This is a genomic window from Geotalea uraniireducens, assembly GCF_027943965.1.
In the GTDB taxonomy this organism is placed as follows: domain Bacteria; phylum Desulfobacterota; class Desulfuromonadia; order Geobacterales; family Geobacteraceae; genus Geobacter; species Geobacter uraniireducens.
The window spans coordinates 1,572,151-1,585,433 of record NZ_AP027151.1 but is presented as its reverse complement, the minus strand read 5'-3'; the positions used below and the strand labels follow the sequence as shown (position 1 = coordinate 1,585,433).

Below are 13,283 nucleotides of genomic sequence, written 5' to 3'. Positions count from 1 at the left end.
ACCAACGCCTGCTGCCGCCGCCGCTCAGGCCGCGACAACCCTCTTGATAACCGCCACGACCTCTTCCACCTGGGCCGCGGTCATCTCGGGGAAGATCGGCAGCGACATGCAGCGGGCCGCCACCTCCTCGGCCACCGGCAGCGTTACCCCTGCATAGTCGGCGGCAAAGACGTCCTGCCGGTGCAGCGGGATCGGATAGTAGACCGCCGAGGCAATCCCCGCCTCGCCCAGGGCCTTCATGATCGCCTCGCGGTGATCGGACAGCAGGGTGTACTGGTGATAGACATGCACCCCTTTCCCGTCCTCGAAGGGAGTGACCACGCCGCTGCCGGCCAAGAGCGAGCTGTACAGATGGGCGACGCGACGCCGCCCCTCGTTGTACTCGCGGAGCCGCTTGAGCTTGACCCGCAGGATGACCGCCTGGACCTCGTCGAGCCGGCTGTTGAAGCCAATCACCGAATGGTGATACCGTACCTTGCTGCCGTGATTGCGGAGCACCTTCACCTGTTCGGCCAGTTCGGGCGAAGAGGTGGTTACCAGGCCGCCGTCGCCGTAACAGCCAAGGTTCTTGCTCGGGAAAAAGCTGAAGGCGCCGAGCGCCCCGCGTGAGCCGGTCATCCGCCCGGCCGCTTCGGCACCGAACGACTGGGCGCAGTCTTCGATGAGCAAAAGGCCGTGCTTGCTGCAGATCGCCTCGATCGCCGCCATATCGGCCGGCTGGCCGAACAGGTGGACCGGCAGCACCGCCCGGGTCTTCGGAGTGATGGCCGCTTCGATCAGGGCCGGATCGATATTGAAAGTACGCGGGTCGATGTCGACGAACACCGGCGTCGCCCCGACGTAGCGGATCGCCTCCGCAGTGGCGATAAAGGTGAAGGGGGTGGTGATCACCTCATCGCCTGCGGTGATCCCCGCCGCCGCCAGCGCCAGGTGGAGGGCGTCGGTTCCCGAGGCGACGCCGACGGCGTAACGGGTGCCGAGAAACGCCGCCGCTTCTTCTTCGAAGGCCGTGACGTTGGGGCCGAGAATGAACTGGGTCTTCTCCAGGGCTTCCAGAATTCCCCGGTCGATTTCTTCCTTTATCGCCAGATACTGACCTTTCAGGTCCACCATCGGAATCATCGTCTCTCCTCTTCCCGCAGGGTCCGCTGCCGCGCCCTACAATTTCTTGTTGATGAGCAGCGCCGTCTCCAGGGCGCGCTTGCCGTCCCGGCCGGAAACCACCGGCGTGGCGCCGGTCCGGATACACTCCAGAAAGGAAGCGATTTCCGCCTTGAGCGCATCGCCCGGCTCGAAATTCTGTTCGTCGACGATCACGTTGGGAACGCCGGGAAGCATCTCGCCCGTCCCTTTCCGGAACTGGGCCAGCTTTTTGTTCTGGAAATCGACGGTGATGTAGGAATCGGACTGGAAGATCCGCATCCGCCGCTCGCTCTTCATGCTGATCCGGCTGGCGGTAACGTTGGCAACGCAGCCGTTCTCGAACTGGATGCGGGCGTTGGCGATATCTTCCTCGTCGGTGAAGACCGGCGCACCGATCGAATTGATCTGCTTGACCGGCGAATCGACGATATGCTGGATGATATCGATGTCGTGGATCATCAGGTCAAGCACCACGTTGACATCGGTGCCGCGGGGCTTGAACGGCGCGATCCGGATCGACTCGACGAAGCGGGGCGCCGTCAGGATGTTATCCAGCGCCATCACCACCGGATTGAACCGTTCCAGGTGCCCCACCTGGAACACCAGCTGCCGCTCGTCGGCAATCCGGATCAGTTCATCGGCTTCCTCGACGGTGGTGGTAATCGGTTTTTCGAGGAGAACATGCACCCCCCGCTCGAGAAAGGCCTTCGCTACCGGGAAATGATAATGGGTCGGGACGACGATGCTGACCGCATCAACCCGGTCGATAATCTCCCGGTAGTCGGTAAAGCCGCTCGTCCCGACTTTCGCGGCTACTTCGTCGACGCGCGTCCGATCGGTATCGACCACCGCCACCAGCTCCGCCTCGGCCAGCTGGGCATACTTTTCCGCGTGGAACTGCCCCAGGTAGCCGACCCCAACAACCGCCGTCCGTATCCTGTCCATCAGCGACAAAGCCCCCTTTCAGACTTGCGGGCGAATTCCACGAAATGGTTGAGTTCGGGAGAAGCCGGCACTTCGTCTTGAATTCGCGCCAATGCGGTCTCCAGCCGCAACCCCGAGCGGATGAGGATCTTGTAAGCCTTCTTGATATCGGCGACCAGGGCGGGTGAAAAACCGCGCCGTTTCAGGCCGATGACATTGAGCCCGGCCAGCGCCGCGCGATTCCCGGCCGCGACGGTATACGGCAGCACATCCTGCCCGACCATGGCGCCGCCGGACAGCATGGCGCTCTCGCCGATCCGGGTGAACTGGTGGATGGCCGACAGGCCGCCGAGCAGGGCGAAATCTTCGACCACCACGTGACCGGCCAGGGTCGAGCCGTTAGCCATGATTACCCGGTTGCCGACCACACAGTCATGGGCGACGTGACAGTAAGCCATGAAAAGGTTGCCGTCGCCGATGACCGTTTCGCCGATCCCGGTGACCGTCCCCGGCTGGAGGGTGGTAAATTCCCGGATGATGTTGCGCCGGCCGATCCGCAGCCAGGTGGCCTCGCCCTTGTACTTCAGGTCCTGCGGGATACCGCCGACCGAGGCGAAGTGGAAGATCTGGTTCTCCTCGCCGATTTCGGTCCAGCCATCGATGACCGAATGGGCACCGATGGTGGTACCGCGGCCGATCCGGACATGCTCGCCGATGACCGCGTAAGGGCCGACTTCGACACCGTCGGCCAGCTGCGCTGCTGGATGAATGATTGCTGTAGGATGAATCAACGAATCGTCTCCCGGCATGAAACAGACGCCGCGCCGGGATTCATGCCAGCTCCCGGCGGCAATGCGGCTAGCGGTTCTTGTCCGCGAAGGTCGCCTTCAGTTCCGCTTCGGTAACCAGCTTGTCGTCCACATACGCCTTGCCGGTGAAGCACCAGAGACCGCGCCGGCAGCCGGTGGCCACCAGTTCGAGCCGTAGCTGGTCGCCCGGCACCACCGGCTTGCGGAACTTGACGTTGTCGATCGAGGCGAAATAGCAAACCTTGTTCCGCACTTCGTCGTCGGAGGCAAGATAAGCGAGGATCCCGCCGACCTGGGCCATCGCCTCGACGATCAGCACCCCGGGCATCACCGGGTGGCCGGGAAAATGCCCCTGGAAAAACGGCTCGTTGATGGAAACGTTCTTGATGCCGACACACCGTTTCCCCTCCTCCAGCTCGACAATCCGGTCGACCAGCAGAAACGGATAGCGGTGCGGCAAAATCTTCATGATTTCATTAATATCGAACATCTCGGGCTCCTTCGGAGGATGGATCACTCGGCGGCAAGCTTCGCTTCGAGTTCGCGGACCTTTTTCTCCAATTCGGCGACACTCTTGCGCATCTCGGGGAGTTTCTGATAGACGGCGGAAGCTCTAAGCCACTCCTTGTGGTTGAAGGCGGGAATGCCGCTGACCATAGAACCGGCGGGAAGATTGCCCGGAATGCCGGACTTCGCCCCGACCATGCTGTTGTCGCCGATCTGCAGGTGCCCGGCAACCCCCACCTGACCGGCCAGGGTCACATGGTTACCCACTTTGGTGCTACCGGAAATCCCCACCTGGGAAACGATCATGCAGTTTTCGCCGATGACGCAGTTATGGGCGATCATCACCAGGTTATCGAGCTTGGTCCCCCGACCGATGATCGTCGCGTTGAGCGCGGCCCGGTCGACGGCACAGTTGGCCCCGATTTCGACATCATCCTCGATGACCACGATCCCCAACTGGGGAATTTTGTAGTAACCCGCCCCGTCGGGGGCATAACCGAAGCCGTCGGAGCCGATCACCGTCCCGGCATGCACCGTGACCCGGTTGCCGAGCCGGCATCCCTGGTAGACGACGACGTTGGCGTGCAGGGTGACGTCGTCGCCAAGGGCGACCCCGTCATAGAGTACCGCGCCGGGATGAATGGTCACCCGGTCGCCGAGTTTGACCCCATCGCCGACTACCGCCCCCGGATAGATCGTGGCATCGGCGCCGAGCGTGACATTCCGGCCGATGACCGCGCCGTCCATCACCCCTCGCGACTGGCAGGGCGCCACATAGAACAGCGTCAGCAGCTTGGCGAACGCCAGGTAGGGATTGGCCACGACAACTGCATTGCGGCCGTGGCGTTCGGCACCCGGCGGCAGGACCACCGCTCCGGCACCGGTCGTCGCGACCTTGGCCGCATAGCGGGGGTTGGCCAGGAAGGTGATCTGGTCGGCGCCGGCATCATCCAGGCTGGAGACGCCGGTAATGACTTTATCTCCGTCGCCGGCCACCGTGCCGCCGAGGTACGCGGCCAGTTCGTTGACTGTTTTCGGTCCCGCCATCGTCTTACTTCTTCCGTGACTCGTTGAACAGTTTCAGGACTTCTTCGGTCAGGTCGGCCTTGTCGTCAACGTACGCCATACTGTCATTGCGGACGAAGATAAAGGTATAGCCGTTCTTTCTCCCGTAATCCTGAATCACCCGTTCGAGGTCTTCGATGATCTTACGGGTGAATTCCTCGTCCTTCGCCTGCAGTTCATCCTGGGCATCCTTGGTGAACCGCTGGAACTCCTTGAGTTTCTGCTGATAATCCTTCTCCTTGGCAACGCGGGCCGTCTCGGAAAGGAGCACGCTCTGCTTTTCCAGATCATCCTTCAGCTTTTTCAATTCATCCTGCTTGGCGTTGATCTCGTCCTGGTATTTCTTTACCTTGGCCGCCAGCTGTTCTTTGGCCCCCTTGCCGGCTTCGGAAAGATTCAGCGCCTTCTGCATGTCGACATAGCCGAGTTTGGCCCCTTCCGCCCCGAAAGCGAAAGACGCCAGGCCCAAAATCGACAGGACAACCACCGCGGTAATTACCCTTTTCATATCTTCTCCTTTTTTAGTTCTGAATGCTCCCCGGCAGTTGCCCGGCAGAGCGGAAAACAGCTAGAAGAAACTGCCGATCGAGAACTCGAACCGGCCGCTTTTCTTGTCGATCCCATCGCGGGGGTTGAGCGGAATGCCGTATTCGAGCCGCAACGGCCCCAGCGGCGAAATCCAGCGAATCCCCGCGCCGTAGCTCATCAGCACGCTGGAGAACATGCTCTGGTTCTCGCCATAGACGTTGCCGGCATCGAAGAAAAGTACCCCCTTCAGGCCGGCATCCTTGAGCAGGGGAATGGTATACTCGGCATTGAAGATCGCTTCCTTGTCGCCGCCGACAAATGCCCGCTCCAGGCTCGACGTAACGGCGCCGGAGTTCTGGGACGTTGACTGGACGTCGGTAAGGATGTACGGGCTGACGCTCCGCCCTTCAAAGCCGCGCAGGGTGCTGATCCCCCCGGCATAGAACCGCTCGTCGATCGGCACGTCCTTGCCCAGTCCCTGGACATAACCGAGCGAACCCCGCAGGCTGAGGACCGTCTCCCATTTACAGGGGAAGAACACCGTCGTGTCGCCGAAATAGCGAAGGAAACGGTTAGTGCCCCCCAGACCGGCAAACTCGATTGAGAGATTGTTGATCATCCCGGTGGTCGGATCGAGGCGGTAATCGGTGGTGTTCCGGGTCAGGCTGAGATAGATGGAACTCGTGGTCGAGCTCGTTTCCGGCACGAGTCGCAACGCCTGCGAGATATCGTAGATCTGTTTATCCTCGTACTTGTACATCCAGAGGGTACTCATGGTATCGCTCAGGGGATAGCCGGCCTTGATGTCGCCGCCGGTGGAACGCCGGGTGAAGTCCAGGTAGTCGCGCTCGGTCCGGTAGATATCGCCGCCAAGGGTCCATCTGCTGTCGAGGAAATAAGGATCGGTAAGGCCGAGGTTGTAGGTGGACGATTTCCCCCCCAGCGAAGCGGCAAGGTTGGCCTTGAGCCCCAGACCGAGGAAGTTGCTCTGCGACACCGATCCCTGGCCGATCAGGCCGTCGAGGGAACTGTACCCGGCGCCGATACTGAAGGTGCCGGTCGGCTTCTCCTTGACATCGATGTTCACATCAAGCTTGTTGTCCGCCCGGCCCTTGATGGTGTTGATATTGACATCCTCGAAGAAGCCGAGGTTCATCAGATTCTGCTTGGTCCGCTTGAGGCCGGTGCTACTGTAGGTCCCCCCCTCGTTGACGCGAACTTCGCGCCGGATTACCTTGTCGCGGGTTTTGCTGTTGCCGCTGATATTGATCAGGTCGATGAAGACCTTGTCTCCCTTTTCAAAGTCGAAAGTGATATCGACAGTCTTCTTCTCGGAATCGATCTTCGACAGCGGGGTAACGTTGGCAAAGGCATATCCTTTGTCGGCGTAAAAATCGGTCAGCATCGCCACGTCGGCACGGAGATTCGAGCGGTTGAAAATTTCACCCGATTTCAGTTTGATCTTCTGGGAAAGGACGGCTTCCGGTTCGAGGAGATCGCCCTTGAAGCCGATGGTGCCGGTCTTGTACTGATCCCCTTCGGTAATGACAACCGTCACAACGAGGCCGCTTTTGTCGTCAAGCAGCTTCACTTCCGGCTCGCCAACCTTGACGTTGACGTAACCGTTGTTGTAGTAGAGGTCGGTGATCAGGGCCGCATCGTTCTTGATCACCTCGTCCTTGTAGGTACCGGCGCCGGTGAGCCAGGAGAGGAACCACTTCTCCTTGGTTTCCATCACGCTCTTGAGCTTGCGGGCGTCAAACGCCTTGTTCCCTTCAAAGCGGATGGTCTTGATCAGGACCTTCTTCCCTTCGGTAATGGAATAGGTCACCTTGATGTCCGTATCCGAACGTTTCTCGGTACGGGTGGTTATTTCGGCGAGATAGTAGCCATCATCGTTGTAAAGCTTCCTGACTTTCTTGACGCTTTCAGCCAAGGCCTTCTGGGAAAAGATCGTACTGGTCTTCAGGCCGAGGGCGTCACGGATCTTGTCGGTCGAAAGTTCCTTGTTCCCCTCAATCCTGATTTCGCGAACGATCGGCTTCTCGGCAACCACGTACACTAGGTTGACACCGCCAGTGGCAGCCTCCGTTTCGACCTTCACATCCTGAAACTGGCCGAGCTGGTAGATGGCGAGGATGTCGGCATCGACCTTGTCGGCATAGAGCAGATCGCCGGCCTTGAGCTTGATGGCGTTCTGAATCGCAGCCGTCTCGACCCGTCGGTTCCCCTTGATCTGCACCCCGACGATCTTCTCTCCTTCGGCGAAAGAGGCCTGCGCGTTCAGCACCAACGCCGCCATGATTCCGATAGTTGTCGCGTGTAACCGTGTCACATCTCCCCCGGGAGATCATCGTTGAATTGAAATACAGAACAGTTCTAAACGGTCTCGATGCGACCATCAACGAGCCGGATCGTCCGCGCCATCCGGGCCGCCAGCCGCTCATTGTGCGTAACGATGACGAGCGTCACCCCTGTCTTCCGATGGATATTGTCCAGGGTTTCGTGAACTTCGTCGCTCGTTTTCATATCGAGATTGCCGGTCGGTTCGTCGGCCAGCAGCAGTTTCGGTGCCAGGACAAGCGCCCGGGCAATTGCCACCCGCTGCTGCTCGCCGCCGGAAAGTTCCCCCGGCTTGTGATTGAGCCGGTGTGCCAGACCGACTTCGCCAAGAAGCTCCCGAGCAGGAGCGGCCGCTGCCGCACGGCTCTGACCGCCGATCAGGGCCGGCATCATGACATTCTCCAGGGCGGAAAATTCCGGCAACAGATGATGGAACTGGAAAACGAAGCCGATGGAGCGATTGCGAAAAACTGCCAGGGCCGCATCGCTCTTTTTGAAGACATCCTCGCCGCAAAACCGGACCGTCCCCGACGTCGGCCGATCGAGCGTCCCCATGACATGGAGCAGCGTACTTTTCCCCGCTCCCGAGGCCCCGACGAGGGCAATGGTTTCACCTTCGACCACCGTCAGGTCGATCCCTTTCAGCACGTCGACCCGGCCAGTGCCGGCGCCGTACGATTTGTGCAGGTCCACTACCTCCAGGAGGCTACTCATAACGGATCGCCTCTGCCGGAGGAAGGCGCGACGCCTGCCAGGACGGGTACAAGGTGGCCAGCAGGGAGATGATCACCGCAGTCACCGAAACCATGATCACGTCGGTCGGCTCAACCCGGGACGGAAAATGATCCAGGTAGTACACGTCTTTGCTGAACAGCTCGAAACCGGTCCACCGCTGGATGAAATCGACGATCGGCTGCAGGTTGCAAGCGATGAGCAGCCCGCTGAGCACACCGAAGACGGTGCCGGAAACCCCGATGATCAGTCCCTCGAGGACGAAAATCTTCATGATGCTCCGCCCGGTCGCCCCCATCGACTTGAGGATAGCGATATCCTTGGTCTTTTCCATCACCACCATGAAAAGGGTCGAAGCGATGCCGAAAGCGGCCACCAGGACGATCAGTGTCAGAATGATGAACATTACCATCTTTTCCGTCTTCAAGGCAAAAAGAATGTTCTTGTTCATCTGCATCCAGTCCCGCGCATAGTACGGGAAACCGAGCAACCGGTTGATCTCCCTGACCATTGCGCCGGTCTGGTAAACATCTTTGACTTTCAATTGGATGCCGGTGACGACATTGCCGAGCGACAGAAACTGCTGGGCCTCAGTCAGATCGACGTAAGCCAGCGTGGAGTCGTATTCGAACATGCCGGTGTTGAAGATGCCGACCACTCGGAAAGTGCGCATCTTCGGCACCATGCCGAGGGGGGTGAGATTGCCGAGCGGCGAAATGACGTTGATCGTGTCGCCCAGATAGAGATTGAGACTTTTAGCCAACTCCCGGCCGATAATGATCCCCGGCGGGGGCGGCGCCTGACTGGCCAATGGTGGTGGAACCCGCTCCAGGTCGGCAAGCCGGCCCTCCACCATGGAGCGCTTCAGGTTGGTGACGAGGGGATCGGTGGTCGGGTCGACACCGCGCAGCACTACCCCCGAGACATTGTGTCCCCCCGAAAGCATCACCTGGCTGTAGATGAACGGAGTGGCGGCAACCACGCCCGGCACCTTCTTCAAGCGGGTCATCAGCGACTGGTAATTGTCGATGGTGCCAACGCTCTTCAATACCACGACATGGGCATTGGTGCCGAGGATCTTGTCCTTGAGATCCTCCTCGAAGCCGGTCATCACTGCCAGCACGATGATCAGGGCCATCACTCCGAGGGTCACGCCGGCCGTCGAGATAAAGGTAATGATGGAGATGAAGGTCGATTTTCGCTTCGCCTTCAGATAGCGAAGGCCGATAAAGAGCTCGTAGGGCATGATAATCCGCGACTCGTGGGCAGTAACTTCCCCGCCGCCCCGTTGCCGGGCGGCGGGAATGCCGCTGTCGGTTTATTTTTCCTTGCGCAGCTGCGGGAAGAGAATTACGTCCCGAATCGATGGCGAATCGGTCAGCAGCATCACCAGCCGATCGATGCCGATTCCCTCGCCTGCCGTCGGCGGCAGGCCGAATTCCAGCGCCCGGACGTAATCTTCGTCCATGTAGTGGGCTTCCTCGTCCCCCTTGGCCTTTTGCGCCACCTGGGCAAGAAAGCGCTCCTTCTGGTCGACCGGGTCGTTCAGCTCGGAGAAGGCGTTGGCAAGCTCCCGACCGGCAATGAACAGTTCGAAACGATCGACGATTTCGGGATCGCGGTCGCTCTTGCGGGAGAGCGGCGACACCTCGGTCGGGTAGGCGGTGATAAAGGTCGGCTGGATCAACTTCTCCTCCGCCACCTCTTCGAAAATCTCGGTGATCAGCTTGCCGTAGCCGATGTCGGCCGGCAGGTCCAGGCCGATCCGCTGGGCATAGGCGTAGGCGAGGTCCCGATCCGCCAGCGACTTGGCATCGATATCGCCGTATTCGAGGATCGCCTCGACGACGGTCAGCCGCTTCCAGGGGCGCTGAAAGCTGATTTCCATCCCCTGATAGGGGAAGTCGAGGGTGCCGAGCGTCTCTTCGGCGACGTGGCAGAGCAGTTCCTCGGTGAAATCCATCAGGTCTTCGTACGTCGCGTAAGCCCGGTAGAACTCCATCATCGTGAACTCGGGATTATGACGGATCGAAATCCCCTCGTTCCGGAAATTGCGGTTGATCTCGAAGACCCGCTCGAAACCGCCGACTACCAACCGCTTCAGGTAGAGCTCAGGGGCGATCCGGAGGTAGAGCTGCATATCGAGGGCATTGTGGTGGGTCACGAAGGGACGCGCCGTCGCACCGCCGGGGATCGGCTGCATCATCGGCGTTTCCACTTCGAGGAAATCGTGATTCATCATGAACGCCCGGATCAGGTTGATGATCCGCGACCGCTTGGCGAACACCTCCCGCACTTCCGGGTTGACGATAAGATCCACATAACGCTGCCGGTAACGGGTTTCCACATCGGTGAGACCGTGGAATTTCTCCGGCAGCGGCAACAGCGACTTGGTCAACAGCCGGATGCTGCTGACGTTGAGCGAGAGTTCGCCGGTCTTGGTCCGGAACGGCTTGCCGATTACGCCGACGATATCGCCGATATCGAAGGTTTCGAAGTTCTCGAAAGCCTCGTCGCCGATCATGTCCTTCCGGACATAGAGCTGCATCCGGCCCTTGCGGTCCTGGAGCTGGATGAACGCTGCCTTGCCGAACGAGCGGCGGGCGATGATACGGCCGGCAACCGTGAACTCCGGGGCGTCCTCGGCAATGGTCTGTACTGTACCGAAAGACTCGGTCAGATCGGCCGAGGTATGCAGCGGTTTGAAATCGTTCGGATAGGGATTGATCCCCGCTTCCCAGAGGGCATCGACCTTCCGCCTTCTCTGGAGCAACAATTCGCTCAGTTCTTCCATTGACCCGCTCAACCCTTTCTCTGAACCGGCATGCCGGCTGATTTTCCAAACGTGCAACTTAGCCCAAACGACCGCATCAAGTCAAGGCAAAAACGGGGAGCGCCGCCACGCTCCCCGTCCAATTTTCCACTTGATTTCGTACAGTTACAAACCGGCAACCATTTCCTGAACGCTAGGGGATGGTGATCTGGACCGGTGCGAGCTGGTTGGTAGTGGTGCCGATGCCGAGTTGGCCATAGCCATTGTACCCCCAGGCCCAGTAGGTACCATCCGTTTTCTTAACAATCGTGTGGTTGCCGCCGATGAAGACGATCTGCGCGATGCCGGTAAACGGCGTGCCATCCGCAGCCGTTTGGATCATCCGCGGCGTCGCCTGGTACGATTTCGAACCGGTGTCGTAGCCGAGCTGGTCACCCAGGTTGTACCCCCAGGTCCAGACGTTCCCCAGCGAATCGATCGCCACCGAATGGGCTGCACCGGCGGCAATCGCAACCACTGCCGTCGCCGTCGGGAAGATGATTTTTTGCGGTGTCGCCCGGTCGAGCTGCGTGCCATCGCCCAGCTCGCCATAGCCGTTGTACCCCCAGGCATAGACATCGCTCCCAATCAGCGCCAGCACGTGACTGCCGCCGGCGGCGAGCTGGCTGACGCCGCTGATCAGCGGCACCAGGCGGGGCTGGTAGCGGTAGGGGGTGGTAATGTTGCTGAAGCCCAGCTGCCGGTTACTGTTGTCCCCCCAGGCCCAGACGTTGCCCGCAGCATCGATAGCGATGCTGTAACCGGCCCCGGCGGCAATTTTCGCCGCGGTCGGCAGACCGGCAACCTGCGTCGGCCGGTAGCGCAGCGTGGTGATGTTGTTGAAGCCGAGCTGGCCGGAGGCATTATTCCCCCACGCCCAGACCAGCCCGCCGGCAGTAAGGGCCATCGAGTGGCCTCCCCCAGCAGCCACCGCCGCCACCTGATCGCCGAAGCCACCGACCTTCACCGGCGTGCCGGTGTACGAGGTGGAGCTCGGATTCGTCCCAAGCTGGCCGTAGCCGTTGCTCCCCCAGCAGTAGACGGTACTGTAGTTCCCGAGGACCGGCGTCGCAAAGGCTACAGTATGGGCACTGCCGGTGGCAAGTCCCTGCGGATGAAAACTGAGATTGTTCAACCGGAAACTGCTATAGTTGCTGGTCGTCCCGTCACCGAGCTGCCCGGAGGAATTGAGACCGGTGTCGACCACCGTGCTGTTGTTCCTGAAAATCACCGTAAAGGCGCTGTAGGGGGAGGTAAAGGTGGAGGAGTCCTGGAACGGCAACGAGCCGTTGCCACAGGCGGCAAGAATCAGGAACGACAGCAAAACTGCGGTCATTGCGAACAATCGTTTCATCGGTATCTCTCCACGTTAATATGTTGCAGGCCGGCGCCGCCGCCACAGTTACGGCAACGCGGCCATCCCAGCCGGATCATTGTCCGGCGACCAGTTCACCACGCGCTCCCGGCTTGAGGCCAGGGAAACTGACCCGGCCGAGATACTCGCCATTTCGGTAGCATGCCGCCTCACCGCCGGGCAGGCCTGCGGCGGAATCGTTCCGGAAGGCAAAACTCACCCCGCCCTGCGGCGAATCGATCGACTCTTCCCGCTCCAGCGCGAAAAGGTCGCGGCGAAGAGGCGCAAAATCCTCCGGCACGACCACCGCCCGGACCGATCCGGCTTCGGCCAGCCGACCGGTCGCCACCGCCACCTTCGTCCCGGCCGCCACTGGAGGAAGAATGGCGCGAAGCGTCAGCGCGACGGTGCCATGCTCGAGCCTGAAATCATAGAACGGTTTCCAGCCAGTCCCGCGCACCAGGTAACTATAGCGAACACCTTTGCCCGCCCTGGTCCGGACCCGGGCAACGTTCCCCCGCCCACCAACTGCGCGACCAAGATTGCTCAGCCGGTCGTCAATCATCTGCAACTCACCAGTGGCACGGCGCCGTTGGCGATAGACGTCCTCCAGCTGGGCGATGGCGAAATCGGTCCCCTGACGGATCGCCGCCAGGGGTTCCGGGTTGGTCTTGGTCCGGCGCGGAGCCTTGCTGCTCTGAGATTTAGCCGCAGCCTTAAAGATTTCCTCGCGGGCATCAAGAGCCCTGATGCGTTCTTCAACAGCCGCCTTTTTCCGGAGCAGCGCGGTCAATTCTTTGTCGTGCTCGCCGGCAGTCGGCGCGGGACCGATTTCAACCCTGACGATCTCATCGCCAGCCAGCGGCCGCAGTCGCAAGGTCTCTGGAATTGCCTCCGGAGGCAGCGATACCTCGACTCGTCGGCTCGACCGGCCGGCCGGCACAGCCCGACCTTCAATCCGGGCCCCGTCGAGATACCAGGTAATACTCCGCTCGGCCGCCATGGCCGTTTGAACACTGCAAAAGCAGCAGAGCCCGATCAGGATAATCCGCATATGCCCTCCCTG

The 13,283-nt window shown here is 60.4% G+C and carries 12 protein-coding genes; all 12 read right to left on the bottom strand.

Annotation, left to right across the window (positions count from 1 at the left end):
• Positions 1 to 24: 24 nt before the first annotated feature.
• Positions 25 to 1,122, bottom strand: a complete 1,098-nt coding sequence (locus tag QMN23_RS07435; protein ID WP_282003055.1) for a DegT/DnrJ/EryC1/StrS family aminotransferase — start codon at positions 1,120 to 1,122, stop codon at positions 25 to 27.
• Positions 1,123 to 1,158: 36 nt separating this feature from the next.
• Positions 1,159 to 2,088 carry a Gfo/Idh/MocA family protein gene (locus QMN23_RS07430; protein WP_282003053.1) on the bottom strand — a complete coding sequence of 310 codons (930 nt, stop codon included), beginning with the start codon at positions 2,086 to 2,088 and terminating at the stop codon, positions 1,159 to 1,161.
• Positions 2,088 to 2,858 (bottom strand): acyl-ACP--UDP-N-acetylglucosamine O-acyltransferase, encoded by a 771-nt coding sequence (gene lpxA, locus QMN23_RS07425; protein WP_282003052.1) that lies wholly within the window; start codon positions 2,856 to 2,858, stop codon positions 2,088 to 2,090. The genes QMN23_RS07430 and lpxA overlap by 1 nt, the downstream gene beginning before the upstream one ends.
• A gap of 67 nt (positions 2,859 to 2,925) precedes the next feature.
• Positions 2,926 to 3,366, bottom strand: a complete 441-nt coding sequence (gene fabZ / locus QMN23_RS07420; RefSeq protein ID WP_282003050.1) for a 3-hydroxyacyl-ACP dehydratase FabZ — start codon at positions 3,364 to 3,366, stop codon at positions 2,926 to 2,928.
• 23 nt (positions 3,367 to 3,389) lie between these two features.
• Complete coding sequence (gene lpxD, locus QMN23_RS07415; protein WP_282003048.1) at positions 3,390 to 4,430, bottom strand: UDP-3-O-(3-hydroxymyristoyl)glucosamine N-acyltransferase; 1,041 nt, start codon at positions 4,428 to 4,430, stop codon at positions 3,390 to 3,392.
• 4 nt (positions 4,431 to 4,434) lie between these two features.
• Positions 4,435 to 4,956, bottom strand: coding sequence for an OmpH family outer membrane protein (locus QMN23_RS07410; RefSeq protein WP_282003047.1), 522 nt, complete (start codon positions 4,954 to 4,956; stop codon positions 4,435 to 4,437).
• Positions 4,957 to 5,016: 60 nt separating this feature from the next.
• Positions 5,017 to 7,311, bottom strand: a complete 2,295-nt coding sequence (gene bamA / locus QMN23_RS07405) for an outer membrane protein assembly factor BamA (protein WP_282003045.1) — start codon at positions 7,309 to 7,311, stop codon at positions 5,017 to 5,019.
• 44 nt (positions 7,312 to 7,355) lie between these two features.
• Positions 7,356 to 8,033, bottom strand: a complete 678-nt coding sequence (locus QMN23_RS07400; protein ID WP_282003043.1) for an ABC transporter ATP-binding protein — start codon at positions 8,031 to 8,033, stop codon at positions 7,356 to 7,358.
• Positions 8,026 to 9,297, bottom strand: coding sequence for a lipoprotein-releasing ABC transporter permease subunit (locus QMN23_RS07395; RefSeq protein ID WP_282003042.1), 1,272 nt, complete (start codon positions 9,295 to 9,297; stop codon positions 8,026 to 8,028). Before QMN23_RS07395 ends, QMN23_RS07400 begins: the two co-directional genes overlap by 8 nt.
• A 72-nt stretch (positions 9,298 to 9,369) precedes the next feature.
• A complete protein-coding gene (gene lysS / locus QMN23_RS07390; protein WP_282003040.1) occupies positions 9,370 to 10,845 on the bottom strand; it encodes a lysine--tRNA ligase in 1,476 nt (491 codons plus the stop codon).
• Between the two features lie 172 nt (positions 10,846 to 11,017).
• On the bottom strand, positions 11,018 to 12,217 hold the full coding sequence (locus QMN23_RS07385) for a hypothetical protein (protein WP_282003038.1): 1,200 nt from the start codon (positions 12,215 to 12,217) through the stop codon (positions 11,018 to 11,020).
• 76 nt (positions 12,218 to 12,293) lie between these two features.
• Positions 12,294 to 13,271: a hypothetical protein gene (locus QMN23_RS07380; protein ID WP_282003036.1), complete on the bottom strand. Its 978-nt coding sequence runs from the start codon at positions 13,269 to 13,271 to the stop codon at positions 12,294 to 12,296.
• Positions 13,272 to 13,283 lie beyond the last annotated feature (12 nt).

Excerpts from the sequence above, each read along its gene's own strand:
- QMN23_RS07435 (WP_282003055.1), bottom strand. The coding sequence starts at position 1,122 with ATGATTCCGATGGTGGACCTGAAAGGTCAGTATCTGGCGATAAAGGAA.
- QMN23_RS07430 (WP_282003053.1), bottom strand. The coding sequence starts at position 2,088 with ATGGACAGGATACGGACGGCGGTTGTTGGGGTCGGCTACCTGGGGCAG.
- fabZ (WP_282003050.1), bottom strand. The coding sequence starts at position 3,366 with ATGTTCGATATTAATGAAATCATGAAGATTTTGCCGCACCGCTATCCG.
- lpxD (WP_282003048.1), bottom strand. The coding sequence starts at position 4,430 with ATGGCGGGACCGAAAACAGTCAACGAACTGGCCGCGTACCTCGGCGGC.
- QMN23_RS07410 (WP_282003047.1), bottom strand. The coding sequence starts at position 4,956 with ATGAAAAGGGTAATTACCGCGGTGGTTGTCCTGTCGATTTTGGGCCTG.
- QMN23_RS07400 (WP_282003043.1), bottom strand. The coding sequence starts at position 8,033 with ATGAGTAGCCTCCTGGAGGTAGTGGACCTGCACAAATCGTACGGCGCC.
- QMN23_RS07395 (WP_282003042.1), bottom strand. The coding sequence starts at position 9,297 with ATGCCCTACGAGCTCTTTATCGGCCTTCGCTATCTGAAGGCGAAGCGA.
- lysS (WP_282003040.1), bottom strand. The coding sequence starts at position 10,845 with ATGGAAGAACTGAGCGAATTGTTGCTCCAGAGAAGGCGGAAGGTCGAT.
- QMN23_RS07385 (WP_282003038.1), bottom strand. The coding sequence starts at position 12,217 with ATGAAACGATTGTTCGCAATGACCGCAGTTTTGCTGTCGTTCCTGATT.
- QMN23_RS07380 (WP_282003036.1), bottom strand. The coding sequence starts at position 13,271 with ATGCGGATTATCCTGATCGGGCTCTGCTGCTTTTGCAGTGTTCAAACG.